Source organism: Variovorax nitratireducens, from assembly GCF_051216545.1.
Classification (GTDB): Bacteria; Pseudomonadota; Gammaproteobacteria; order Burkholderiales; family Burkholderiaceae_C; genus Variovorax.
Genome location: NZ_JBPJZO010000005.1, coordinates 1 through 23,839, shown reverse-complemented (window position 1 = coordinate 23,839; position 23,839 = coordinate 1). Strand labels below are relative to the sequence as shown.

The 23,839-nt window shown below is 66.6% G+C and carries 20 protein-coding genes and 2 tRNA genes; 9 read left to right on the top strand and 13 right to left on the bottom strand.

Annotation, left to right across the window (positions count from 1 at the left end; genetic code table 11):
• Window positions 1-107: 107 nt before the first annotated feature.
• Complete coding sequence (locus ACSFA8_RS14645; RefSeq protein ID WP_435480239.1) at window positions 108-1,166, bottom strand: oxidoreductase; 1,059 nt, start codon at window positions 1,164-1,166, stop codon at window positions 108-110.
• A gap of 138 nt (window positions 1,167-1,304) precedes the next feature.
• Here ACSFA8_RS14645 and ACSFA8_RS14640 point away from each other — a divergent pair, with 138 nt between their 5' ends.
• The 4 genes from ACSFA8_RS14640 (at window position 1,305) to ACSFA8_RS14625 (ending at window position 5,193) form a co-directional block, all read left to right on the top strand.
• Window positions 1,305-1,574, top strand: coding sequence for a type B 50S ribosomal protein L31 (locus ACSFA8_RS14640; protein WP_007836661.1), 270 nt, complete (start codon window positions 1,305-1,307; stop codon window positions 1,572-1,574).
• Between the two features lie 81 nt (window positions 1,575-1,655).
• Complete coding sequence (locus tag ACSFA8_RS14635; RefSeq protein ID WP_435480238.1) at window positions 1,656-3,395, top strand: hypothetical protein; 1,740 nt, start codon at window positions 1,656-1,658, stop codon at window positions 3,393-3,395.
• Window positions 3,392-4,756 (top strand): MATE family efflux transporter, encoded by a 1,365-nt coding sequence (locus ACSFA8_RS14630; protein ID WP_435480237.1) that lies wholly within the window; start codon window positions 3,392-3,394, stop codon window positions 4,754-4,756. The genes ACSFA8_RS14635 and ACSFA8_RS14630 overlap by 4 nt, the downstream gene beginning before the upstream one ends.
• Entirely contained in the window at window positions 4,753-5,193 is a 441-nt protein-coding gene (locus tag ACSFA8_RS14625) for a hypothetical protein (RefSeq protein WP_435480236.1), read from the top strand. Before ACSFA8_RS14630 ends, ACSFA8_RS14625 begins: the two co-directional genes overlap by 4 nt.
• Before the next feature lie 19 nt (window positions 5,194-5,212).
• Here the strand turns inward: ACSFA8_RS14625 and phoR are convergent, their stop codons facing one another.
• The 7 genes from phoR to pstS form a co-directional block, all read right to left on the bottom strand.
• Window positions 5,213-6,541 (bottom strand): phosphate regulon sensor histidine kinase PhoR, encoded by a 1,329-nt coding sequence (gene phoR, locus ACSFA8_RS14620; RefSeq protein ID WP_435480235.1) that lies wholly within the window; start codon window positions 6,539-6,541, stop codon window positions 5,213-5,215.
• A gap of 57 nt (window positions 6,542-6,598) precedes the next feature.
• Window positions 6,599-7,291 (bottom strand): phosphate regulon transcriptional regulator PhoB, encoded by a 693-nt coding sequence (gene phoB, locus ACSFA8_RS14615; protein ID WP_435480234.1) that lies wholly within the window; start codon window positions 7,289-7,291, stop codon window positions 6,599-6,601.
• A gap of 133 nt (window positions 7,292-7,424) precedes the next feature.
• Complete coding sequence (gene phoU / locus ACSFA8_RS14610; protein ID WP_286544899.1) at window positions 7,425-8,126, bottom strand: phosphate signaling complex protein PhoU; 702 nt, start codon at window positions 8,124-8,126, stop codon at window positions 7,425-7,427.
• Between the two features lie 14 nt (window positions 8,127-8,140).
• A complete protein-coding gene (pstB, locus tag ACSFA8_RS14605; RefSeq protein ID WP_286544901.1) occupies window positions 8,141-8,920 on the bottom strand; it encodes a phosphate ABC transporter ATP-binding protein PstB in 780 nt (259 codons plus the stop codon).
• Window positions 8,921-8,931: 11 nt separating this feature from the next.
• Window positions 8,932-9,816 carry a phosphate ABC transporter permease PstA gene (gene pstA, locus ACSFA8_RS14600; RefSeq protein WP_435480233.1) on the bottom strand — a complete coding sequence of 295 codons (885 nt, stop codon included), beginning with the start codon at window positions 9,814-9,816 and terminating at the stop codon, window positions 8,932-8,934.
• Window positions 9,813-10,895, bottom strand: coding sequence for a phosphate ABC transporter permease subunit PstC (pstC, locus tag ACSFA8_RS14595; RefSeq protein WP_435480232.1), 1,083 nt, complete (start codon window positions 10,893-10,895; stop codon window positions 9,813-9,815). Before pstC ends, pstA begins: the two co-directional genes overlap by 4 nt.
• 35 nt (window positions 10,896-10,930) lie before the next feature.
• Complete coding sequence (gene pstS, locus ACSFA8_RS14590; protein WP_435480231.1) at window positions 10,931-11,977, bottom strand: phosphate ABC transporter substrate-binding protein PstS; 1,047 nt, start codon at window positions 11,975-11,977, stop codon at window positions 10,931-10,933.
• Window positions 11,978-12,183: 206 nt separating this feature from the next.
• On the opposite strand from pstS, the gene ACSFA8_RS14585 reads away from it, so the two are divergent.
• The gene (locus ACSFA8_RS14585; protein WP_435480230.1) at window positions 12,184-13,701 is read left to right on the top strand and encodes a Ppx/GppA phosphatase family protein; all 1,518 of its coding nucleotides are present in this window, start codon (window positions 12,184-12,186) and stop codon (window positions 13,699-13,701) included.
• 6 nt (window positions 13,702-13,707) lie between these two features.
• On the opposite strand, the gene ACSFA8_RS14580 is transcribed toward ACSFA8_RS14585, so the two are convergent.
• From ACSFA8_RS14580 to ACSFA8_RS14570, 3 genes are all read right to left on the bottom strand, one after another.
• The gene (locus ACSFA8_RS14580; protein ID WP_435480229.1) at window positions 13,708-14,169 is read right to left on the bottom strand and encodes a SixA phosphatase family protein; all 462 of its coding nucleotides are present in this window, start codon (window positions 14,167-14,169) and stop codon (window positions 13,708-13,710) included.
• Between the two features lie 25 nt (window positions 14,170-14,194).
• Window positions 14,195-16,339, bottom strand: coding sequence for a polyphosphate kinase 1 (ppk1, locus tag ACSFA8_RS14575; protein WP_435480228.1), 2,145 nt, complete (start codon window positions 16,337-16,339; stop codon window positions 14,195-14,197).
• Between the two features lie 88 nt (window positions 16,340-16,427).
• Window positions 16,428-17,261, bottom strand: a complete 834-nt coding sequence (locus ACSFA8_RS14570) for a GNAT family N-acetyltransferase (RefSeq protein WP_435480227.1) — start codon at window positions 17,259-17,261, stop codon at window positions 16,428-16,430.
• Window positions 17,262-17,360: 99 nt separating this feature from the next.
• Here ACSFA8_RS14570 and ACSFA8_RS14565 point away from each other — a divergent pair, with 99 nt between their 5' ends.
• The 4 genes from ACSFA8_RS14565 to ACSFA8_RS14550 all read left to right on the top strand — a co-directional run bounded on the left by ACSFA8_RS14565 (window position 17,361) and on the right by ACSFA8_RS14550 (window position 20,022).
• Entirely contained in the window at window positions 17,361-19,040 is a 1,680-nt protein-coding gene (locus tag ACSFA8_RS14565) for an FAD-dependent oxidoreductase (RefSeq protein WP_435480226.1), read from the top strand.
• Between the two features lie 38 nt (window positions 19,041-19,078).
• Entirely contained in the window at window positions 19,079-19,786 is a 708-nt protein-coding gene (locus ACSFA8_RS14560; RefSeq protein ID WP_435480225.1) for a glutathione binding-like protein, read from the top strand.
• 27 nt (window positions 19,787-19,813) lie between these two features.
• Window positions 19,814-19,890 (top strand) — tRNA-Pro (locus ACSFA8_RS14555).
• Between the two features lie 55 nt (window positions 19,891-19,945).
• Window positions 19,946-20,022 (top strand) — tRNA-Arg (locus tag ACSFA8_RS14550).
• A 92-nt stretch (window positions 20,023-20,114) separates the two neighbouring features.
• Here ACSFA8_RS14550 and ACSFA8_RS14545 read toward each other — a convergent pair.
• Window positions 20,115-21,116: a Bug family tripartite tricarboxylate transporter substrate binding protein gene (locus ACSFA8_RS14545; RefSeq protein ID WP_435480224.1), complete on the bottom strand. Its 1,002-nt coding sequence runs from the start codon at window positions 21,114-21,116 to the stop codon at window positions 20,115-20,117.
• A 273-nt stretch (window positions 21,117-21,389) separates the two neighbouring features.
• On the bottom strand, window positions 21,390-23,582 hold the full coding sequence (locus ACSFA8_RS14540) for a xanthine dehydrogenase family protein molybdopterin-binding subunit (protein ID WP_435480223.1): 2,193 nt from the start codon (window positions 23,580-23,582) through the stop codon (window positions 21,390-21,392).
• Window positions 23,583-23,839: the final 257 nt, after the last annotated feature.

Here is a 23,839-nt window from a genome sequence, read left to right as displayed (position 1 = left end):
TCACTTCGTGTAGCCGACTCCCCCTCAAGGGGGCAACACCAGCGGCCCGGCAAAGCCGGTTCCGCGGTGTTTCACCAACGAAAGCCCGTCAAGTCGACGGGCTTTTTTTATCGGGCGAGCGCTCGGCCCTCTCTAGCGCTGCGCGCGCCGAGGTCGAGCAGTTCCATCAACGCCACGGCCTGCTCCGGTGGCACGGGGTTCGGGCCGGTGCCGAGAATCGCGTCGCGCACTGCTGCGTAGTAATCGACATAGTTGCCGGTGCGATTGGGCACTGTGCTGCTTTGCACCCAGTCATCCACTGCCGCCACCTTCAACTCGCCCAGCACCGGATCGACGCCCCACCCTTCGCCGCCAGGCCTCTCGCCCGCGCGCAGCGCGTCCTCCTGCGGATCGGTGCCGTGCTTCACATAGCTGCCCTTGGTGCCGTGCAGGATGTAGCGCGGCGCCGCGTGGGCCGCGAGCGTGCTGGCGTGCAACACCACGCGCAGCGGCGCGTGCGGGCCGCTCTCGTAGCGCAGCAACGCATGGAAATGGTCTTCGACCCGCGCGCCGTCGCGCAGAGCGGCCGTGTCGAGCTGCAGCGTGTCGGGCTGGCCGAACAGCTGCACCGCCTGGTCGACCAGGTGCGCGCCGAGGTCGACCCACAGGCCGGCGCCGGGCACCGCCTGCTCGCGCCAGCGCTCGCGCACCTGGGGGCGGAAACGGTCAAAATGCGATTCGAAGTACACCGGCCGGCCGATTCGCCCGCTCGCGAGCACATCGCGCAGCGTGAGGAAATCCGCGTCGAACCGCCGGTTCTGGTAGACCGACAGCACTCGCCCCTGGCGCAGCGCCAAGTCAGCGAGTTCGCGCGCCTGCGCCGCGTCGAGCGTGAACGGCTTGTCGACCACCACGTGCTTGCCGGCCTCGAGCGCGGCCTTGGCCACCGGAAAGTGGGCGTCGTTCGGCGCCGCGACCACGATCAGGTCGATGCCGGGCCGAGCCAGCAATGCGGCCAGGTCGGGCACGATCGCCGCGCCCGGCCAGTCGGCCTGCGCCTTGTCAGCCTGCGAGGTCATGATCGCGCCCAGTTCAAGCCCGTTCACGGCAGATAGCACCGGGGCATGAAAAGTCTGGCCGGCAAAACCGTAGCCGACGAGGCCGGCGTGCAACGTTGTGGAAGTCATGGGAAGGCGATGTTTGCTCGGAAACGAGGCAGTATGCGATAATCATGGGCTCCGCGAAAAGTGCGGCCGGGCAGGATCGCCGGGCACGTGGCTCTCGCATCGATCGCGCACAGATTCCAGGGCGCAAAAGGAAAGACCATGGCAAAAGAAGGCATCCACCCCAATTACCGCGAAATCCTGTTCGTCGACATGTCGAACGGCTTCAAGTTCGTGACCCGTTCGTGCGCGAACACCAAGGAAATGGGCAAGACCGACGACGGTCGCGAACTGCCCCTTTTCAAGCTCGACACCACGAGCGAATCGCACCCGTTCTACACCGGCACGCAAAAGTCGGTCGACAACATGGGCGGCCGTGTGGAGAAGTTCCGCAACCGCTTCGGCAAGACCACCGGCGCCGCTTCCAAGTAAGCTCGCCGCTTCCAGGTCGAGGGCAGCCCGGTTTACCGCGCTGCCCTTTTTCATTCCCAACGCCTCTTCTTTCGTCCTCCGTTGAGCCAGCCGACGCCTGCCATCGTTGCCCAAGCAGCCGTGCGCCGCTTGCCGCGCGTCGCCCTGCTGTTGCTTTGCGCGGCCTACCTGATGCCCGGCCTGCTCGGCCGCGGCCCCTGGAAGAGCGCCGACATCACGGCCTTCGGCTACATGGCCGAACTGGCGCGCAGCACCGAAGGCATCGCCCGCTGGTTCGACCCGTTGCTGTTCGGCCTGCGGCCCGAGACGCCGGCACTGCTGCCCTACTGGATCGGTGCCTGGGCCATCAAGATCGCGCCGGCCTGGGTGAACCCCGACCTGGCCGTGCGCATCGCGTTTGCCCTGCTGCTTTGGGGCAGCTTCACGGCAATGTGGTACGCGGTGTACTACCTTGCGCGCACGCCGCGCGCCCAGCCACTGGCGTTCGCCTTCGGCGGCGAGGCCAGGCCGACCGACTACGCCCGCGCAATGGCCGACGGCGCGTTGCTGGCATTGCTGGCCTGCCTCGGGCTTGCACAGCTCGGGCATGAAACTACGCCGGCGCTAGCGCAGCTGTTCTTCGCCGCGAACCTGTTCTACGGCATTGCCGCCCTGCCGTATCGGCATGGCAGCGGGCTGCTCGCACTGGTGCTCGGCGCGGTTGGCATGGCGCTCAGCGGCGCGCCGACGCTGGCACTGATTCTGAGCGGCGGCTGCGTGCTGTTCCTCGGCTGGGAACGGCACCGGCGCCGGTCGATCGACCCCGCAGACGACGACGCCGAAGGCCCGGCCTACCCGCGACACGCGCTGGCCGCAATGCTCGCCATCACGGCGCTGACCGCAGTGCTCGCGATCTCGCTCGGGCTGCTGCGCTGGCACATCGAACTGCCGGGCAGCACCGTCAATGTGTCGGTGATCAAGGACTTGCGCAGCCAGGCCAAGCTGCTGCTGTGGTTCACATGGCCGGCGTGGCCGCTTGCCGTGTGGACGCTCTGGCGCTGGCGGCGACAGCTCACTGCACGCCATGTAGCGCTGCCATTCTGGTTCGCGCTGGTGCCGCTGGCAGCGACGCTGACCACCGATTTCTCCGAACGCTCGCTGCTGCTCGGGCTGCCGGCATTCGCCACGCTCGCGGCTTTTGCGCTGCCCACCTTCCGGCGCAGCGTGGCAGCGCTGATCGACTGGTTCACCCTGCTCTTTTTCAGTGGCTCGGCCGTGATCATCTGGGTGATCTGGATCGCGATGCAGACCGGCGTGCCGGCCAAGCCTGCCGCCAACGTCGCCAAGCTCGCACCCGGCTTCGTGCCCCAGTTCTCGGTGCCGGCTTTCGTGTTCGCGCTGGCTGCCACGCTGGCGTGGTGCTGGCTGGTGCGCTGGCGCACCGGCCGCCATCGCACCGCGCTCTGGAGGACGCTCGTGCTGCCGGCCGGCGGCGCAGCCCTTTGCTGGATGCTGCTGATGACGCTGTGGCTGCCGTTGCTCGACTACGCGCGTAGCTACGTGCCGCAGGTGCGCGCGATCTCGGAACGAGTGGGCGACGCCAAATGCATTTCCGAGCTGGGCCTCCAGCGCCCGCACCTGGCGGCGCTGCAGCACCATGGCCACTTCGAGCTGCAGCCCCTGACCGGCAAGACCGACTGCGCCTGGCTGCTGGTCAACCCCGAGGTGATCGCCCGGCTGCACGACATCGTGAGCCTCGAACACTGGCGCTTCATGGGTACCCTGCGGCGCCCCACCAGCCCGAGCGACGACCTGCTGCTGTACCAGCGCATCGCCCCGTGAGCCACGCGGGCGCGGTCGGCGAATGGCGCGTCATCGCGCGCCACGCCGGCACCGTGCTGGTCGGCCAACTCGCCGTGATGGCGTTCGGCGTGACCGACACCATCGTGGCAGGCCGCTATGCCGAAGGCGCCCTTGCGGCGCTGTCGGTCGGCTCGGCCATCTTCATCAGCGTGTATGTCTCGCTCATGGGCGTGCTGCAGGCGCTGCTGCCGGTCTGGGCCGAGCTGCACGGCGCGCGCCGCACGGCCGAGGTGGGCCGCTCGGTGCGACAGTCGCTCTACCTGTGCGGCTTCACCATCGTGCTCGGCATGGCGGTGCTGCTGCAGCCGGATGCCCTGATGCGCTGGACCGGGGTGCCTGCGGCGATGCAGGACGAGGTCGGCCGCTACCTTGCGGTGCTGGCATTCGGGCTGCCGCCGGCGCTGTTGTTCCGCCTGTTCGGCACACTGAACCAGAGCCTCGGCAAACCCCAACTCGTGACCTGGCTGCAGCTCGCCTCGCTCGTGATCAAGCTGCCCCTGTCGGTGTGGCTCTGCTTTGGCGGCGCCGGCGTGCCGGCGCTTGGCCTGGTCGGCTGCGGCTGGGCCACGCTGGTGGTGAACTGGACGATGCTGGCCTGCGCGCTGCTGCTGCTGCGGCAGGGCGCGTTCTACCGCAGCTACCGCTTCTGGCAGCGCATCGAGCCGCCGGATTGGCACCAGCTCGGCCGGTTCCTGCGGCTCGGCGGGCCGGGCGGGCTCGCGGTGCTGGTCGAGGTGACCTCGTTCACGCTGATGGCGCTTTTCATTGCGCGGCTGGGCACTGCGGCGGCGGCCGCGCACCAGATCGCGGCCAACCTCACCGCCGTGGCCTACATGATGCCGCTGTCGCTCTCGATCGCGACCAGCGCGCGGGTGAGCTACTGGCTCGGCGCCGGCGAGCCCGCGCTGGCGCGGCAGGCCTGCCGCAGAGGCTTCGAGCTGGCAACCGCCATGGCACTGCTGATCGCGGCCGCGATGCTGCTGCTGCGCGGCTGGCTGGCCGGCGTCTACTCGGCCAACCCTGAAGTGGCGGCGCTGGCGGCGGCGCTGCTGGTCGTGGCCGCCGGCTACCACATCGCCGACGTGCTGCAGACAATGTGCGTGTTCGTGCTGCGCTGCTACCGCGTGACCGTGCTGCCCCTGCTGCTCTACTGCGCGCTTTTGTGGGGCGTGGGGCTCGGCGGCAGCTACCTGCTGGCCTACCGCGGGCTCGGGCCGTGGACTGCGATGCAGTCACCACTGGCGTTCTGGCTCATGAGCGCGGCCGCACTGGCTGGGACGGCGGTGCTGTTCATGGCCCTGCTCTGGCGGACGATTCGCGTCTCGGCCACCACCCGATGATGATCCGCGTTGCCGCATCGGTGTTGTTGTGCGTGGCCGCGTCGGCCGCGCAGGCGCATGGTGGCTGCACGGCTGGCTCGGAGTTCGAACCGCCGCTTTGCCCGCTGGAACTGCCAGCGATCCGCCAGATCGTCATCACTGAAAACGCAGCAAAGTCGCCTGCAGAGAAAGATCCGGCGATCCGTTGCGATGGCTTCCGCCTGCACGAAGCACAGGTCCGGCGCTATCTAGCGCGCGCCAGGACGACGACGGCGCGCGCGGCGCACTTCACGCTCGACTGGTCGCCCTGCTACGCCGCAGGCGACGTGACTTTCAGCGATGGGCGCAGCGGTCGCTGGCGCATCGACCAGTTCCGCTCCGGCACGCTGACGATCGGCGACGGCGAGCGCGTCGTCCTTTACTGCGCAGGCTGCAAGTTCAGGCCTTTCGCCTGGTAGACCAGTTCATCGAACGGCATCAACTCACACGCTCCCTGGCCTCGCGCACCCGCGCAGCAGGAAACACCAGCACAAACTTCGACCCCTGCCCCAGCGTGCTCTCGATATGCAGTTCGACGCCATGCCGCTGCGCGATGTGCTTGACGATGGCCAGGCCGAGCCCGGTGCCGCCAGTCTCGCGCGACCGGCTGCGGTCGACGCGATAGAAGCGTTCGGTGAGCCGTGGAATGTGTTCGGCCGCGATGCCCGGCCCGCTGTCGCGTACCGCGTATTCGCCGCGCCCGTCGGGCAACAGCTTCCAGCTCACGGCCACCTCGCCACCGCCGGGTGTATAGCGGATGGCGTTGCTCAGCAGGTTTGACATCGCGCTCTGCAGCTCGGTCGAAGCACCGGCGATTTCGGAGTCGGCCTCGAGCGCGAACGACAGCCTGTGGCCCTGCGGCGCAAGCCGGCCCGACAGGCCCCTGCCCTCGTCCTCGCATTGCGCAAACAGCGCGCGCATGCGAATCCACTGAGTGGGCGGCGGGGCCGCGCTGCCTTCGAGCCGCGACAAAGTCAGCAGGTCGTTCACCAGCATCTCCATGCGGCTCGACTGCTGGCCCATCAGGCGCAGGTAGCGCGCGCGCTCCTCGGCATCGAGCGGCAGGTTCTGCAGCGTCTCGACGAACCCGGCCAGCACCGTGAGCGGCGTGCGGATCTCGTGCGACACATTGGCGACGAAATCGCGCCGCATGGTCTCGGCCTGCTCCAGCGCAGTGATGTCGCGCGTCAAGAGCATGCGGCGGTTGCCGGCATAGGGATGCACCTGCACCGACAGCCGCACCGGCTGGCGGCGCTGCGTGCGGCCTTGCGCATTGATCAGCACGTCACGGCTGTAGTTCCACGACGCCAGGTAGGCCACGAAGGCTGGGTCGCGCACCAGGTTGGCCAGGTGCTGCAGCATGTCGCGTTCGGCATCGATGCCAAACTGCGTGGCGGCCGTCTGGTTGCACCATTCGATGCGGCCCTGTTCGTCGAGCAGAACCACACCGTTGGGCGAAGCCTGGATCGCGGCCAGAAACTCCTGGAGACGGTCTTCGGCCTGGCGCGTTTGCTGCTCGCGCTCGCGCAGCAGCTTGCGGATGCGCTCCGACAGCTCGCCCCAGATACCCGGCCCGCGCGAAGGCAGGCCGGCTACGTCGCTGCGCAGCACGGCCAGCAGCCGCCCGGCGCGCCAGGCATCGAGCAACAGCCACAGCAATGCGCCGAGCCAGGCGCCAGCCCACGCAAACTTCAAACCCAGAATGGCGGAAGCACCCACTGCGCCTGCGCAGGACGCTATCAAAAACGTAGCAATTCGAAAGGGCATGGCGAGGGATTATCCGCGCCAGGTGCGGCGCGGCGGGCCTGTTGAAGGCCGGAACGGCTAGACCGTGATCTGTGCGGTGAGCCGGTAGCCGGCGCCACGCACCGTCTCGACCATGGGCGCCGCCGCGCCGAGCGATTCGCGCAGCCGCTTCACGTGCACGTCGACCGTGCGCTCTTCGATGTAAACGTGGTCGCCCCACACCTTGTCGAGCAGCTGCGAACGGCTATGCACACGCTCGGCGTGCTGCATCAGGTAGGCCAGCAACTTGAACTCGGTAGGCCCGACCTTGAGCGACTGGCCCTGCCAGGTCACGCGGTGCGTAGCGGTGTCGAGCGCGAGCTCGCCGATCTCGACGCGCTCGGTCGCCACCTCGGGTGCGCGGCGGCGCAGCACGGCGCGGATGCGCGCCAGCATTTCCTGCGTGGAGAACGGCTTGGTGATGTAGTCGTCGGCCCCGGCATCGAGCCCGGCCACCTTGTCGGGCTCGTCGCCGCGTGCGGTGAGCATGAGGATCGGAATCGCCTTGGTGCGCGGATCCTTGCGCCACTGGCGTGCCAGCACCAGGCCGCTCTGGCCCGGCAGCATCCAGTCGAGCAGGATCAGGTCCGGCAAGCCACTGTCGATCTCGCGCTGCGCCGAGACGCCGTCTTCGGCCCAGATCGGATCGAAGCCGTTGTGGCGCAGATTGACCGCGATCAGCTCGGCGATCGAGGACTCGTCTTCGACGATCAGGACTCTGGGCTTCTTCATGACAATGAATTGTCCAATGTTGAGGGTGTCCCTTCGCGGAACACCGCGGAACCGGCTTTGCCGGGCCGCTGGTGTTGCCCCCAGCAGGGGGTTGGAGGAGCGACACGAAGTGCGCGCATCCTGGGGGCGAGCTTCACTGCAGCGCGGATTCGATCTCTTCCATCGAAGTGTGCCGCACATCGGCGCCCTTGACGATGTAGATGATGAACTCGGCGATGTTCTTGGCATGGTCGCCGATGCGCTCGATCGCCTTGGCCAGGAACAGCAGGTCGAGGCTGGCCGAAATGGTGCGCGGGTCTTCCATCATGTAGGTGACCAGCTTGCGCACGAAGCCGTCGAACTCCTTGTCGATCAGGTCGTCTTCTTTCAGGATCGACACCGCCGCCACCGTATCGAGCCGCGCGAAGGCGTCGAGCGCCTTGCGCAGCAGGCCCGACGCCAGGTCGGCCGCAATGCGGATCTCGGTCGACGGCAAGGCGCGGGCCGAGCCGCTTTCGATGATCGACTTGACCATGCGCGCGATCTTGTTGGCCTCGTCACCCACGCGCTCCAGGTTGGCAGTGGTCTTCGAGATGGCGATCAGCAGGCGGAGGTCGCGCGCGGTCGGCTGGCGCCGCGCGATGATCGACGACAGCTCGCGGTCGATCTCTATCTCCATCGCGTTCACGTTGTGCTCGGCCTGCATCACGCGGTCGGCCGCCTCGGCATCGAACTGCGAGAGCGCATACACGGCCTGGTGAATCTGGGACTCGACCATGCCGCCGAGCTCCATCACGCGCGAGGAGACGGCATTCAGTTCGCTGTCGAACTGGCTGGAGAGGTGCTTTTCAGTCATGTCGTTGCTCCGGATCAGCCGAAACGGCCGGTGATGTAGTCCTCGGTCTCCTTGCGCTGCGGCTTGAAGAACATCTGCTCGGTGGCGCCGAACTCGATCAGGTCGCCGAGGTACATGTAGGCCGTGTAGTCGCTGCAGCGCGCTGCCTGCTGCATGTTGTGGGTCACGATGACCACGGTGTACTCGCTTTTGAGCTCCGCGATCAATTCTTCGATCTTCGCCGTCGAAATCGGGTCGAGGGCCGAGCACGGCTCGTCGAGCAGCAGCACTTCGGGCTTGATCGCGATGCCGCGTGCGATGCACAGGCGCTGCTGCTGCCCGCCCGAGAGGCCGGAGCCGCTTTGCTGGAGCTTGTCGCGCACTTCGGTCCAGAGCGCAGCCTTCTTGAGCGCCCACTCCACGCGGTCGTCCATGTCGCTGGAGCTCAGGTTTTCGAACAGCTTCACGCCGAAGGCGATGTTGTCGTAGATCGACATCGGAAACGGCGTCGGCTTCTGGAACACCATGCCGACCTTGGCACGGATCAGCGCCACGTCCTGCTTGCTGGTGAGCAGGTTCTCGCCGTCGAGCGCGATCGTGCCTTCGGCGCGCTGCTCAGGGTAGAGCTCGAACATGCGGTTGAAGGTGCGCAGCAAGGTCGACTTGCCGCAACCCGACGGGCCGATGAAGGCCGTCACCTTGTTCTCTGGGATCTCGAGATTGATGCCCTTCAGCGCATGGAACTTGCCGTAGTAGAAGTTCAAGTCCTTGACGGAGATCTTCGAGCGCGCGGGCTGTGCGAGGGTGGCGACCATGTTGTTGTCTTTCAAAACTTGTTGCGCGTGAGGATCCGCGCGAGGATGTTGAGGCCCAGCACCGCGACGGTGATCAGGAACACGCCGGCCCAGGCCAGCTGCTGCCAGTTTTCGTACGGGCTCATCGCGAACTTGAAAATGGTCACAGGCAGGCTGGCCATCGGTTGCGAGACGTCAGCCGTCCAGAACTGGTTGTTGAGCGCGGTGAACAGGAGCGGCGCGGTTTCACCCGCGATGCGCGCCACGGCCAGCAGGATGCCCGTGACCACACCGGCGCGGGCGGCGCGCAGCGTGATGCTGATGATCACCTTCCACTTCGGCGTGCCGAGCGCATAGGCCGCTTCGCGCAGGCCCGGGGGCACCAGTTGCAGCATGTTCTCGGTGGTGCGGATCACGACCGGGATCACGATCAGCGCCAGCGCGAGCGCACCGGCCAGGCCCGAGAAGCTCTTGAAGTACGCCACGACCACCGCATAGACGAACAGCCCGATCACGATCGACGGCGCCGACAGCAGGATGTCGTTGACGAAGCGCGTCACGTTCGAGAGCCAGCCCTTCGGGTTGTACTCGGCCAGGTAGATGCCGGCCATGATGCCGATCGGCGTGCCGACGAAGGTGGCCATCGCGACCATCACGAGCGAGCCGAAGATCGCGTTGGCGATGCCGCCAGCCTCGTTCGGCGGCGGCGTCATTTCGGTAAAGGTCGCGAGCGCGAGCCCACCGATGCCCTGGCGCAGCGTTTCCCAGAGGATCCACACCAGCCAGAACACGCCGAACGCCATCGCCGCGAGCGAGAGCGCCAGCGCGATCTGGTTGACGCGCTTGCGGCTGGCGAACCGCGCCGCACGCGTTTCGTTGAGGGCCTTCACGGCCAGGAGCTTTTCTGCGGTGGTCATGACTTCGTGCCTTCGCTCTTCTTCATGCGTTGCAGCAGCAGCTTCGACAGCGTGAGCACGACGAAGGTGATGAAGAACAGCACGAGGCCGAGATACATCAGCGCCGCCTGGTGCAGGCCCGCGCCGGCTTCGGCGAACTCGTTGGCCAGCGCCGAGGTGATGCTGTTCGCAGCCTCGAACACCGACAGCGAATTGAGCTGGTTGGTGTTGCCGATCACGAAGGTGACGGCCATCGTTTCACCGAGCGCGCGGCCGAGGCCGAGCATGATGCCGCCGACCACGCCGGCCTTGGTGTAGGGCAGCACCACCTTGGAAACGACTTCCCAGGTGGTGGAGCCCAGCCCATAGGCCGATTCCTTCAGCAGCGGCGGCGTCACCTCGAACACGTCGCGCATCACCGAAGCAATGAACGGAATGATCATGATCGCGAGGATGATGCCGGCCGACAGGATGCCGATGCCCACGGGCGGGCCGGACACCAGCGCGCCGAGGTACGGCACGCCGGCAAACAGCTTTTGCAGCGGCTGCTGCACGTACTGCGCGAGGATCGGGCCGAACACCAGCAGGCCCCACATGCCGTAGACGATCGACGGCACTGCGGCCAGCAATTCGATGGCGGTGCCCAGCGGGCGCTTGAGCCACGAGGGCGACAGCTCGGTCAGGAACAGTGCAATGCCGAAGCTCACCGGCACCGCGATGATCAGCGCGATCAGCGAGGTAGCCAGCGTGCCGTAGATCATCACGAGGCCGCCGTACTCCTCCTGCACCGGATCCCAGGTCGTGCTGGTCAGAAAGCTCAGGCCGTACTTGGAGATGGCCGGCCAGGCGCCGGCGAACAGCGACAGCAGGATGCCGATCAGCAGCGCCAGCGTGATCAGCGCGGCGCCCATCGCGGCCATGCCGAACAGGCGGTCGGTCAGGGCGCCGGTGCGCGGCCTTTTGGCCGGCGGCGGATTGGAGGGCCCAGCACGCTCGGCCGAGTGGTCGAGCGTGGAGCCATTAGCGGGAAAGGTGGATGACACGGGTCGCTCCGACATGGACGAAGACGGCGACGCATCGAGCGGGGAAATGCTGCTCATGCGCGCGCCTGTCCGGGTTGACTTGGCGGCCGGGTTTACTTGGCGGCGGAGGGCGCGACGGACTTGCCCGACGTGTCCTTGATCTCGCCCCATGACTTGGCGATCACCGTCTTCACGCTGTCGGGCATCGGCACATAGTCGAGGTCGTCAGCCGTCTTGTCGCCGCTCTTGTAGGCCCAGTCGAAGAACTTCAGCACGCTGGTGGCGTTGGCCGGCTTGTCCTGCACCTTCTGCATCAGGATGAAGGTGGCGCCGGTGATCGGCCATGCTTCCTTGCCGGTCTGGTTGGTCAGCACCTGGTAGAAGGTCTTGCTCCAGTCGGCATTGGCGGCGGCGGCCTTGAAGGCGCTGTCGTCGGGCGACACGGTCGTGCCGGCTGCGTTCTGCATCTGGGCGTAGACCATCTTGTTCTGTTTGACGTAGGCGTACTCGACGTAGCCGATCGAGTTGGGCAGCTGCTTCACGAAGGCTGCGACGCCTTCGTTGCCCTTGCCGCCGGTGCCGATCGGCCAGTTCACGGCCGTGCCTTCGCCAACCTTGCTCTTCCAGTCGGCGTTGACCTTGCTCAGGTAGTTGGTGAACAGGAAGCTGGTGCCAGAGCCGTCGGCGCGGCGCACCGGTGCGATGGCGGCGTCAGGCAGCGCCAGCGAGCCGTTCAGCGCCTTGATCGCCGGGTCGTTCCACTTGGTGATCTTGCCGAGGTAGATGTCGCCGAGCACCGAACCGCTGAGCTTCAGTTCGCCCGGCTTGATGCCGGCGATGTTGACCACCGGCACCACGCCTCCGATCACGGTCGGGAATTGCATCAGGCCCTTGGTCTTCAGTTCGTCGTCGGTCAACGGCATGTCCGAAGCGCCGAAATCCACCGTCTTGGCTTCGATCTGCTTGATGCCGGCGCCCGAACCGACCGACTGGTAGTTGACCTGGGTGCCGGTCGCCTTGTTGAAATCACCGGCCCACTTGGCATACAGCGGCGCCGGAAAGCTGGCGCCGGCGCCAGTCACGTTCTGGGCAAAGGCGGGGACGTGGGCGAAGGCGGCGGCCACGAGGCCGGCGGTTGCGAATTGGAGGGACGTTTTCATGAAGCTTCCTTTTGACGTACAGCGAAACCCCGTTGCGGGGCATGCGGGCGACTCTAGGAAGCTTATGTGACACCTCTATGACACCCCGCCACAGAGGGAAAGGATGGTCGGTCGGGGGTGCTGCTGCGTGACCGTGTCACACAACCGTCACAAGATGGCGCCACTGCGGCGGCTACCATGCGGGTGCCTTCTTTTCTCTCTTTTCCATGCAAAACGGTACCCGTCTCGCCGCAGTCGATCTCGGCTCGAACAGCTTTCGCCTCGAAATCGGTCAACTCGACCATGGCCAGATCCACCGCACCGAATACCTGAAGGAAACCGTGCGCCAGGGCAACGGCCTCGACAGCGCACGCAACCTCACGCCCGAAGCCATGCAACGCGGCTGGGACACGCTTGCGCGTTTCGGCGAGCGACTGGCCGGCTTCAAGCGATCGCAGGTGCGGGCCGTGGCCACCCAGACGCTGCGCGAGGCGCGCAACCGGGACGAATTCCTGTTGCGGGCGCGCACCGTGCTCGGTTTCGGCATCGACGTAATTCCGGGTCGCGAAGAAGCCCGGCTCATTTACCTGGGCGTCGCGCACGCGCTGCCGCAGACAGACGCGTCCGACCGGGAACGCCGCCTGGTGGTCGACATCGGCGGCCGATCCACCGAAATGATCCTCGGCCAGGCGCTGCAGGCGCAGGTGATGGAGTCTTACCGCGTCGGCAGCGTGGCCTGGTCGATGAAGCACTTTGCCGAAGGCCAGTTCACCGCGGGCGCATTCCGTGCCGCTGAAGTCGCGGCCAAGGCGGTGCTCGACGAGGCCTTGAGCAGCTACACGCGCGACCAGTGGGACGTGGCCTATGGCGCGTCGGGCACCATCGGCGCGGTCGGCGACGTGCTGGCCGCGGCCGGCAACGCGCCCGGCCTGGTGACCCGCGCCGGGCTCGACTGGCTGCTCGACCGGCTGCTCAGGGCCGGCAGCGCGGACAAGTTGCGCATCGAAGGCATGCGCGAAGACCGCAAGGCTGTGATCGGTGGCGGCGTGAGCGTGCTGCGCGCCGTGTTCGACCTGCTCGACATCGACCAGATGCGTGTGGCCCAGGGCGCGTTGCGCCATGGCGTGCTGTATGAGTTGCTGGAACGAGACGAAGGCGTGGCCGATTTGCGCGCTGCCACCGTAACGCGGCTCGCTACCCGCTTCACGGTCGATGCGGCGCAGGCGCAGCGCGTTGGCGAAACCGCTGCCGCGCTGTTCGTGCAGCTCGATCCGACCGCCCGCGGTGCCCGCACCACCCACCGCGCCGGCCGGGCGCTGCGAAAGCTCGACTGGGCCACGCAGCTGCACGAAATCGGCACGCAGATCTCGCACAGCGAGTACCACAAGCACGGCGCCTACATCCTCGACAACGCCGACGCACCCGGCTTTGCCGTGAACGAACTGCATGCGCTGGGCCAGTTGGTGCTGGGGCACCGCGGCAAGCTGCGCAAGCTCGGCCCCCTGCTGGACGACGAAACCTTCGCGCGCCAGTTGCTGGCGCTGCGGCTGGCGGTGATCCTTTGCCACGCGCGGCGCGACCCGGAAGCCAATGCGCTCAAGCTCGGCGTGCCCGACGGCCGCAGCTTCAGCATCGTTTGCCGGCCGGGTTGGCCGGAACGCTTTCCGCAATCGGCGCACCTGTTGCGCGAAGAAGTGCTGGCCTGGCAGAAGACCAACTGGGCCGTCGAACTGCTCGGCGGCTGAAGGCTGCTAGAGCAGCTCGGGCGACTGCACCGCGACCACGACGGTCTGCACGTCGCCATCGCGTTCGCGCGTGCGGATCCACCAGACCGCACCCTTGCGCACCTGGCAGCTGTCGCTTTGCAAGCCGAGCAGCATGGCGATCGACTGGCCGAGCGACGGCTGGTGGCCGACCAGCAGCACCACCGACTTGCCATTCGGCCAGCCGGCCGCCGCCAGCAGCGCATCGGCCGTGGTGTCGGGGCTCAGCTCGGCGCGCAGCTTGTACTTGCGCCCGAGCGCCAGCACCGTCTGTTCACAGCGCCGTGCCGGACTCGAAATGACGCGCGTGCCCTCGGGCAACTGGCGATCCAGCCAGGACGCCATGCGCTTGGCCTGCTTCTCACCGCGGGAGGTCAGGGAGCGCTGCATGTCGTCGCAGCCCTCCGTCCAGTCCTCGGCTTCGGCATGGCGCCAGAAGATCAGATCCATCAGTCCAGTCCTCGAATAAAGATCATCAGTCCCTTGCCGCGGCGCGACGCAGGCCGCGCGAGGCATAGCGGCCCATCAGCGCGCTCTGCGCACCGTGGGCTTCGATCGAGCGCGAGGCGCCCGCCTCTTCGCTGTGGGTGTCGCGGTTGACGCGGTGGTAGCGGCCGTCCGGGCCGAGATCCCAGGCATCGCGGCCGTCGTGCAGATAGGCCACCAGGCATTCGTCGATCAGGCGCTGGCGCAGGCTCGGGTCGGTCACCGGCCAGGCGAGCTCGACGCGCCGCATCATGTTTCGGTTCATCCAGTCGGCGCTCGACAGGTAGAGGCTTTCGTCTTCGCCGTTGCGGAAGTAGAAAACGCGTGAATGCTCCAGAAAGCGGCCGATCACCGAACGCACGCGGATGTTGTCCGTAAGCCCGGGCACCTGCGCGGGCAGCGTGCAGGCGCCGCGCACGATGAGGTCGATCTTCACGCCCTTCTGCCCGGCCCGCACCAGCGCGGCGATCAGCGCCTCGTCGGTCAGCGCGTTCATCTTGGCGACGATCCGCGTCGGGCGGCCCGCTGCCGCGGCAACGCCGAGCGCATCGATCTGCGCCACAAGGTTCTTGTGCAGGTCGAATGGCGCCAGCCACATGCGGTGGAGCTTCGGCAGCCTGCTCTGGCTGGCCATGTGCACGAACACCGCTTCCATGTCGGCGGTGAGCAGCGGGTCGGCCGTGAGGTGGCTGATGTCGGTGTAGAGCCGCGCGGTGCGCGGGTTGTAGTTGCCGGTGGAAAGGTGGCCGTAGCGGCGCAGCTGCTTGCCCTCGCGGCGCGTGACCAGCAGCATCTTGGCGTGCGTCTTGAGCCCGACCACGCCATACACCACCTGCGCGCCGATCGACTCCAGCATCTCGGCCCAGTTGATATTGGCTTCTTCGTCGAAGCGTGCCTTGAGCTCGACCACGACGGTGACCTCCTTGCCGCGCCGCACGCCCTCGCGCAGCAAGTCCATGAGCGCCGAATCGGTGCCGGTGCGGTAGATGGTCTGCTTGATGGCCAGCACGTCGGGGTCGTAGACCGCCTCGCGCAGGAAGGCCAGCACCCCGTCGAAGCTCTCGAAGGGCTGGTGGATCAGCGCGTCGCCGCGCTGCAGTCGGTCGAAGAACGACTGGCCCGGCGACAGCGTGACCGGGTACGACGGCAGGTACGGCGGGAACAGCAGCGCGGGTTCGTCGATCAGGTCGATCATCTGCGTGAGGCGCGCCAGGTTCACCGGCCCGTGCACGCGGTAAAGCGCCTGCGGCGGCAGGTTGAACTGGGCCAGCAGGAACCCCGCAAGCGATTCGGCGCAACTGGCCGACACCTCGAGCCGCACGGCCTGGCCGTAGTGCCGGTGCTGCAGCCCCTGGCGCAGCGCGGTGCGCAGGTTCTTGACGTCTTCTTCGTCGACCGCGAGGTCTGAATGGCGCGTGACGCGAAACTGCGAGAAGTCGCCGACCTCGCGCCCGGTGAACATGCTCGACAGGTGCGAGCGCACGATGCTCGACAGCGCCACGCACAGCGTCTTGCCACCCGACAGCTTGGCCGGCATGCGGATCACGCGCGGCAGCACCCGCGGCACCTTGACGATGGCGATCGGGTTCTCGCGCCCGAATGCGTCCTTGCCGGCCAGCCGCACGATGAAGTTGAGCGACTTGTTGGCCACCTGCGGAAACGGATGCGCCGGATCGAGCCCGACCGGGATCAGCAGCGGCCGCACCTCGCGCTCGAAGTACTCATGCACCCACTTGCGCTGCGCCGGGTTGCGCTCGCCGTGCGAGATCATCTCGATGCCGCGACCGGCAAAGGTCGGCATCAGCTCGTCGTTGTAGAGCGCGTACTGGCGCGCCACGAGGCTGTGCGCCGCGGCCGACAGCGCCTCGAACGATTCGACGGTGTAGCTGCCGGTGTGATCGCCCGTGCCGGCCGCGATCAGGTGCGGCGCAGTGCGCACCTCGAAGAACTCGTCCAGGTTGGACGACACGATGCACAGGTAGCGCAGCCGCTCGATCAGCGGCACTTCGGGCCGATAGGCCCAGTCGAGCACGCGCTCGTTGAAGGCCAGGATGGCGTGGTCGCGGTCGAGCAGCGTGAGAACGGGTTGCGGGGCGGTTTCTTGATGAACCGGATCGTTGGCGGCAGGCTGCATGGTATGGATTCTGGGACAAGGCGCCAGGGGCACGCGGAAACCGACCATATGACAACCATATGACGATCTCATGACACGACCCAACCCGTCAATTGCCCAGGAAATGCTTGCGGTAGCGCGCCGGAAGGTCTTCGATGCGCATCAGCATCGGCAGGTCGGCGGTGTTGAAATCGGGATCCCAGGCCGGTGCGCCCAGAACCTTGGCACCGAGCCGCAGATAGCCCTTGATCAGCGCTGGCGGCTCGACCTGGAGCGCGCCATCGAGCCGATCCACCGGCAGCGGCAGGCGCGGCTGCACCTGGTACTGGATCGGCGCCAGGTGCGTGGCCGACAGCTGCCGCCAGATGCTGGCCGCCGCATCGCCACCGGCCACGCCGTGGTGGCACATCGGAATGCTGGCGCAGCCGATCATGGTGTCGAGCTTGTTGCGGTGCATGAAGCCGGCCAGCGCGCCCCACAGCGCCATGATCACGCCGCCCTGCCGGTGCTCGGCGTGCACGCAGCTGCGACCCAGCTCGACCATGCGCTCGCGCAGCGAACGCAGCCGCGTCAGGTCGAATTCGGTGTCGCTGTAGGTGCCGCCGACACGGCGCGCCTGCGCCGGCGTGAGCACGCGGTAGGTGCCGATGACCATGCGCGTGGCAGCGTCCCGCACCAGCAGGTGCTCGCAGAAGTCGTCGAACAGGTCGACGTCGTGGCCGGCGATCGGCGTGTTCAGGCGCGCGCCCATCTCACCAGCAAAAACCTCGAAGCGCAGACGCTGCGCGGCACGCACTTCATCCTGGTGCCGGGCCCAGTGCACGGTGATGCCGTTCGCCTCTACCGGCAACGGCATCTGCGGCCGCGCCGGCACTGCAGGCTGCAGCACGCCGCGCAGCCCCAGTTGCGAAATGGCGAACATCGGGTTGGGCAACTCTTTCATCCATGATCCTTCGGCATTGGTTGCACGGGAGTCTGGTGACCGCACATGAAAAGCCCGTGTCAGCAGCATGGCAAATGCGTGAACATCGTCTAATGGCGCATGCCCACCGAAGCCCCGATCGAAGTCGAAACCCGCCGGCACCAGATGTTTCCGGTGTTGAGCGCCGCCGATATCGCGCGCATCACGCGCTTCGGCACGCAGCGGCACTACCCCGCCGATGCCTGCCTGTTCCGCGCCGGCGAACCCGGCCCGGGCATGTACGTCGTGCTGAAGGGCGCCGTGGCAATCACGCAGCGCGACGGCCTGGGCAACGTGACACCGATTGCCGAGCAGGGCCCCGGGCACTTCCTGGCCGAAGTGGGACAACTGTCGGGCCGCCCTGCCCTGGTCGATGGCCATGCGATCGGCGAAGTCGAAACGCTGCTGGTGCCGCCTGACCAGTTGCGGGCGCTGATCATTGCCGAGGCGGATCTCGGCGAGCGGCTGGTGCGCGCACTCATCCTTCGGCGTGTGGCGCTGATCGAGGCCGGCGCGAGCGGCCCGGTGCTGATCGGGCCGCCCGACTCACCCGACGTGCGCCGCCTGCAGAACTTTCTGGGCCGCAACGGCTATCCGTACCACGTGGTCGACGCTACGCAGGATGCCGATGCCGCAGCCCTGCTCGAACAATACGGCGAGGCCCGGCTGCTGGTGGTCTGCCCGAACGGCGCAGTGCTGATGAACCCGACCGAAGATGCGCTGGCGCGCTGCCTCGGCATGATCGACAGCGAGGAGTACGCCGAACTGTTCGACGTGGTGGTCGTCGGTGCCGGCCCCGCGGGCCTCGCGACGGCGGTCTATGCGGCCTCCGAAGGGCTGCGCGTGATCGTGCTCGACTGCCGCTCCTACGGCGGCCAGGCCGGCGCCAGCGCCCGCATCGAAAACTACCTCGGCTTTCCGACCGGCATCTCGGGCGGTGCGCTCGCGGGCCGGGCCTATGTGCAGGCGCAGAAGTTCGGCGCCGAGATGCTGATCCCGACCAAGGTGGTGTCGATGGACTGCAGCAAGGCGCACCGTACCGGCGAGTTGTCGATCACGCTCGAAGACGGCCGGCAACTGCGCTCCCGAACGGTGGTGATCGCCAGTGGCGCGCGCTACCGGCGCCCGGCCGTTCCGCGCCTCGCCGATTTCGAAGGCCGCGGCATCTGGTTCTGGGCTTCGGCGCTCGAAGCCAAGCTGTGCGCACAGCAGGAGGTCGGGCTGGTCGGCGGCGGCAATTCAGCCGGCCAGGCCGCGGTGTTTCTTTCGCAGCACGCGGCCAAGGTCAACGTGCTGGTGCGCGGGCCGTCGCTCGCGGCCAGCATGTCGCGCTACCTGATCGACCGCATCGAGGCCACGCCCAACATCGAACTGCATCCGCACACCGAGTTGAGCGGCCTGCACGGCGACCCCGAAACGGGCCTCAATGGCGCTACCTGGCGCGACCACCGCACCGGCACCGAACACGACTGCGCGGCGCGCAACATCTTCCTGTTTGTCGGTGCCGAGCCTGAAACCACCTGGCTCGATGGCTGCGGCGTGGCGGTCGATCGGCACGGCTTCGTGCTGACCGGCCAGCCGGCCAGCGGCGGCTTCCCGGCTCGGCCGGCCGCTGCGCTCGAATCGAGCGTGCCCGGCGTGTTCGCGGTGGGCGACGTGCGCTCGGGCTCGGTCAAGCGCGTCGGTGGCGCCATCGGCGAGGGTGCGGCCGTGGTGGCGCTTATCCACCAGCATCTGTCGGGCGCGACGACCACGGCCTGAGCCAGCAGGAAATCCGGGCCGCGGATATGCTGCCCGCCATGACCCCACAAGCCCCCATCGACGTTTATTCGTGGCCCACGCCCAACGGCCACAAGATCCACATCATGCTGGAGGAATGCCGCCTTCCCTACGTGGCGCACCCCGTCAACATCGGCCGTGGCGACCAGTTCGAGCCGGCCTTCTTGAAGATCAGCCCCAACAACAAGATTCCCGCGATCACCGACCCGGCCGGCCCGGGCGGCAAGCCGATCTCGCTGTTCGAGTCGGGCGCGATCCTGGTGTACCTGGCCGGCAAGACCGGCAAGCTCATGCCCACCGGCGACCGCGCGCGCTACGACGTGCTGCAGTGGCTGATGTTCCAGATGGGCGGCGTCGGGCCGATGCTCGGCCAGGCCCACCACTTCCGCATGTATGCGCCCGAAAAACTCCCCTACGCCATCGACCGCTACAGCAACGAGGCCAAGCGACTCTACGGCGTGATCGACAAGCAGCTCTCGGCCAACAAGTTCATCGCCGGCAAGACCTATTCGATTGCCGACATCGCGATCTTCCCGTGGCTGCGCAGCTGGGAGAACCAGGGCATCACGCTGACCGACTACCCCCACCTCAAAGCCTGGTTCGACGGCATCGCGGCCCGCCCCGCTGTGCAGCGCGGCGTGAAAGTTTTGGCCGACCTGCGCAAGCCGCTCACCAGCGACAAGGAACGCGACATCCTTTTCGGCAAGACGCAATATCAGAAGCGCTGATTCGTCAGGTTAGAATCGAAGGCTCGTCGGGGCGTAGCGCAGCCTGGTAGCGCATCTGGTTTGGGACCAGAGGGTCGAAGGTTCGAATCCTTTCGCCCCGACCACTTTTTCTCTTGATCGAACCCCGCGCCACGGTTCGTTCCATCCTTGAAGCCACTTCTGTCCGTAGCTCAGTTGGATAGAGCACCTGCCTTCTAAGCAGGTTGTCGGGGGTTCGATCCCCTCCGGACAGGCCACCCTCAACGAAGGGATGCCAGTGTCCATGCGGCCTGTCGAACTGGACCGCGAGCAGACAGACTACTTGGCACGGCTCCAGGCGCTTCTACTTTCATTGCAGTTCGATTTTGGCGCGCTTGATGATGGCTTCATGGCGCTTGGTCTCGGCCTGGATGAACGATTCGATCTTCGCGCGATCCAGCGCAAGCGGGACGTAACCCAGCGTCGCGTAGCGATCCTGCACGTCGGTACTGGCCACGGCCTCGGCAATGTCCTGGCGGATCTTGTCTCTGACGGCCAGCGGCAAGCCTTTCGGTGTGGCGATCACATTCCAACCGCTGACTTCGTAGTCTTTGGGGCCGCCGGCCTCGGCCACAGTTGGCACGTCGGGATAGGCGACCAAGCGCTGAGGCGCACCCACGGCCAGGAAGCGAACCTTGCCGGCCTTGTACATCGGCCCGGTCGTGCCGGCCGTGCCCAGCGTGACGGGCAACTCGCCGGTGGCGACCGCGGTATAGAGCTGCGAGGTCTCCTTGTACACCACGTGCTGCATGCTGGTGCCGGTCAACTGCTGCAGTTCCTCCATCCCCAGATGCACCGGGTTGCCGATGGACCAGGAGCCGTAGTCGATCTTGCCCGGGTTGGCCTTGGCGTCCGCTATCACGTCGCCCACGGTCTTGTACTTGCTGCCGGTCGGCACCACGAACATGAGGTAGGCCTTCCACAGCGTGGCCTGCACGTCGAAGTCCTTCGCTGGGTCGTACGGCAGCTTCTTGAACAGGTACGGATAGGCGGCGATGTGCACGCTGTCGAGCTGGATCAGGTCGTGCCCGTCCTTGGCGCCACGCTTGAACGCATCGATCGCGATGAAGCCGTTGCCACCCGGCTTGTTTTCCACGATCACGCTCTGGCCCCACTTGCGCGAGAGCTTCTCGGCCAACACCCGGGCAATCGTGTCCGGCGCGCCACCAGTCGGATAGGGCGTGATCAGGCGCACGGTGCGCGTGGGCCACTTGGCGGCGTCCTGGGCTTGGGCTGCAGGGCCGTAGACGGCCAAGGTCAGCGCCGACAGGGTGAACAAGGCGGCGCGCCGCTTCAAAAGGGATGTCGTCATTCGTTGTCTCCTGGAGTTGCAATAGGTCGGTCCCGCCAAGCCGGTGGCTGTAGTCGCCGTGCGGTGATTGCTTGCTGGGACGCGCAACGATAGTCGGCTTGACCCTCAGCGGACAGGCTTCCCTTCGATCGCGGTACGCCAATCGCTCAACAAGGATCGCTAATCGCGCGTTATTCGGGACTTCCACTACACCGGCTTTGGTCACGCCAAGCACATCTCGCGCGACCGGGGGGCGAATGCTGTCGAACCTTCAAGCCCGCTGGTATCTCGCCATCACAGCAGCTTTTCCGGCGTGATCGGCAGATCGCGCACGCGCCGGCCGGTCGCGTGGAAGATGGCATTGGCGATGGCTGCCGGAATGCCCACCATGCCGAGTTCTCCCATGCCCTTGACGCCCAGCGGATTGACGACGGTGTCCTCTTCTTCGACGAAGATGGTTTCAATGGAGTGAATGTCGGCATTCACCGGCACGTGGTAGTGCTGCAGGCTGGCGTTCATGATGCGGCCGTAGCGGTGGTCGATCTCGGTCGCTTCCTCCAATGCCATGCCGATGCCCCAGACCACGCCGCCGATCTCCTGGCTGTGAGATGCCAGCGGATTGAGGATCTTGCCGCAGGCCGTGACCTCGATCACGCGTGTCACTTTCACCGTGCCAAGATCCGGGTCGACCTTCACCTCGACGAACTGGGCACCGTGGCCCAGCGTTGCGTACTTTTCGCGCTCCGGCGACGGCGTCGAATCGTAGGTCTCGGTGATTTCGTTGGTTCCTGTGCGACGCATGACGTCGGCAATGCTGACCGAGCGCAACGGATCGCTTTTGAGACGCAAGCGCCCATCGAGCATCTCCACATCCGCTGCGTTCACGCCCTTCAGCGGAGACGCGGAATCCCGGTTCGCCAAGTCCAGGAGCTTCGCCACGATGGTCAGCGCGGCGCCTCGCACAGCCGACCCCACGCTGGAGGTCGTCCACGATCCTCCTTGCGCCGGCGCCTTGGGCTGCCGCGTGTCACCGAGCTCGAAGTGCACTTGGTCCAGACGAAGGCCGAGGAATTCGGCCGCAATCATGGTCATCACGGTGTACGTGCCCGGGCCGATGTCGCTGGTGGCGCTGGTCACGCCGGCGGTCCCGTCGGCGCGGAACGTGATGCGCGCGCTGGCAGGCATCTGCATCGCGCCCCAGACGCTCGAGGCCATGCCCCAGCCGACCAGCAGGCGACCGTCGCGCATCGAGCGCGGCTCGGCCTTGCGGTTCTTCCAGCCGAACTTCTTGGCGCCGAGCCGGTAGCATTCGCGCAGGGCCTTGCTGGAGAAGGGCTTGCCGCTTTCCGGGTCGACTTCGGCATAGTTGATGAGGCGCAGCTCCATCGGATCGATCTTGAGCGCGTAGGCCAGTTCGTCCATGGCGCTTTCCAGGGCGAACATGCCGCTCACCGCGCCCGGTGCGCGCATCCAGGTGGGCGTGGCCAGGTCGGTCGCCGCAACCTTCAGCGGCGCATCCAGGTTGGGGCATGCGTAGACCTGCCGGCTGAAGCCCGTGGTGGAATCCGAGAAAGGCTCGAAAGAGGAGGTGTTGTGGAAGGCCTCGTGAATCATCGCCGACAGCTTGCCGCTGCGGTCGGCGCCCAGCGCGACCTTCTGGATGGTGTACGGCCTGTAGCCATGGCCCGTGAACATCTGAGCCCGGGTGTACACCACCTTGACCGGGCGCTTGAGTTCACGCGCGGCCATTGCCGTCAACGACGGGTAGTAGTTCGGCTTGAGCGATGCGCCGAAGGCACCGCCGACGAACGGGGAGACCACGCGAATGTTCTCGGCCGGCACGCCCAGGCTTTCTGCCAGGTGCTTCTGAACGCCGTAGACCTCCTGCGTCTTGTCGAAGATCGTGAGTTGATCGCCCTGCCAGAACGCAATGGCTGCATGCGGCTCGATCGGGTTGTGATGGTTGATAGGAATGCGGTATTCCGCTTCGACCTTGACCGCCGCGGTCTGCATCGCGGCGACCGGGTTGCCGCGCGGCGTGCCCTTCGCAGTGGCGGGGTCCGGCTGCGCGCGGTCCAGCACCTTCGAGAAGTCGGTGTTGTGCGGCTCGGTCTGGTACGTGACCTTCACCAGCCGCGACGCGTGCCGCGCCTGTTCGTAGCTCTCGGCCACGACCAGCGCGATCGGCTGGCCGTTGAAGAACACCCGATCCGACTGCAGCGGCCAGGTCCACGCCGGCGGCGCACCGGCCGCAGGTGCCGGGCCGAGCTTGCCTGCGTTCAGGTGCGTGAAGACGCGAATCACGCCGCCGGCCTTCTCGGCGTCGCGTGTGTCGATCGCGGAGATGCGGCCTTTGGCCACCGTGCTCAACACGATGAAGCCGTAAGTGATGTGAGGAATCTGGAACTCGGCGGTGTACTTCGCCTTGCCCGTGACCTTGGCGAGCCCATCGACCCGGGTCGTTTCTTTGCCTAAATAGCGTGCCATGACGATCTTCTCTCTCAAGCCAGTCGTGCGGCGCGCATCAGCGCTCGCACGACGGAACGGTGACCCAGTTCGACCTTGTAGGCGTTGTGCGCCAGCGGGCGTGCATCGCGCAGCGCGGCCTCAGCGGCGCGCTTGAAGGTTGACCCTGCCTCGTTTCCACGTACACCAAGTCACGCAGCCAGGAGGCTGCGTTCCCTTTCGACAGGGGCAAGGTATCCGATGGCCGTGTGCATGCGCACGCGGTTGTAGAAGCCCTC

Excerpts from the sequence above, each read along its gene's own strand:
- pstA (WP_435480233.1), bottom strand. The coding sequence starts at position 9,816 with ATGACCACCGCAGAAAAGCTCCTGGCCGTGAAGGCCCTCAACGAAACG.
- ACSFA8_RS14640 (WP_007836661.1), top strand. The coding sequence starts at position 1,305 with ATGGCAAAAGAAGGCATCCACCCCAATTACCGCGAAATCCTGTTCGTC.
- phoU (WP_286544899.1), bottom strand. The coding sequence starts at position 8,126 with ATGACTGAAAAGCACCTCTCCAGCCAGTTCGACAGCGAACTGAATGCC.
- ACSFA8_RS14540 (WP_435480223.1), bottom strand. The coding sequence starts at position 23,582 with ATGGCACGCTATTTAGGCAAAGAAACGACCCGGGTCGATGGGCTCGCC.
- ACSFA8_RS14565 (WP_435480226.1), top strand. The coding sequence starts at position 17,361 with ATGCCCACCGAAGCCCCGATCGAAGTCGAAACCCGCCGGCACCAGATG.
- ACSFA8_RS14585 (WP_435480230.1), top strand. The coding sequence starts at position 12,184 with ATGCAAAACGGTACCCGTCTCGCCGCAGTCGATCTCGGCTCGAACAGC.
- ACSFA8_RS14625 (WP_435480236.1), top strand. The coding sequence starts at position 4,753 with ATGATGATCCGCGTTGCCGCATCGGTGTTGTTGTGCGTGGCCGCGTCG.
- phoB (WP_435480234.1), bottom strand. The coding sequence starts at position 7,291 with ATGAAGAAGCCCAGAGTCCTGATCGTCGAAGACGAGTCCTCGATCGCC.
- pstC (WP_435480232.1), bottom strand. The coding sequence starts at position 10,895 with ATGAGCAGCATTTCCCCGCTCGATGCGTCGCCGTCTTCGTCCATGTCG.
- ppk1 (WP_435480228.1), bottom strand. The coding sequence starts at position 16,339 with ATGCAGCCTGCCGCCAACGATCCGGTTCATCAAGAAACCGCCCCGCAA.
- ACSFA8_RS14580 (WP_435480229.1), bottom strand. The coding sequence starts at position 14,169 with ATGGATCTGATCTTCTGGCGCCATGCCGAAGCCGAGGACTGGACGGAG.
- ACSFA8_RS14645 (WP_435480239.1), bottom strand. The coding sequence starts at position 1,166 with ATGACTTCCACAACGTTGCACGCCGGCCTCGTCGGCTACGGTTTTGCC.
- ACSFA8_RS14560 (WP_435480225.1), top strand. The coding sequence starts at position 19,079 with ATGACCCCACAAGCCCCCATCGACGTTTATTCGTGGCCCACGCCCAAC.
- phoR (WP_435480235.1), bottom strand. The coding sequence starts at position 6,541 with ATGCCCTTTCGAATTGCTACGTTTTTGATAGCGTCCTGCGCAGGCGCA.
- pstB (WP_286544901.1), bottom strand. The coding sequence starts at position 8,920 with ATGGTCGCCACCCTCGCACAGCCCGCGCGCTCGAAGATCTCCGTCAAG.
- pstS (WP_435480231.1), bottom strand. The coding sequence starts at position 11,977 with ATGAAAACGTCCCTCCAATTCGCAACCGCCGGCCTCGTGGCCGCCGCC.
- ACSFA8_RS14570 (WP_435480227.1), bottom strand. The coding sequence starts at position 17,261 with ATGAAAGAGTTGCCCAACCCGATGTTCGCCATTTCGCAACTGGGGCTG.
- ACSFA8_RS14545 (WP_435480224.1), bottom strand. The coding sequence starts at position 21,116 with ATGACGACATCCCTTTTGAAGCGGCGCGCCGCCTTGTTCACCCTGTCG.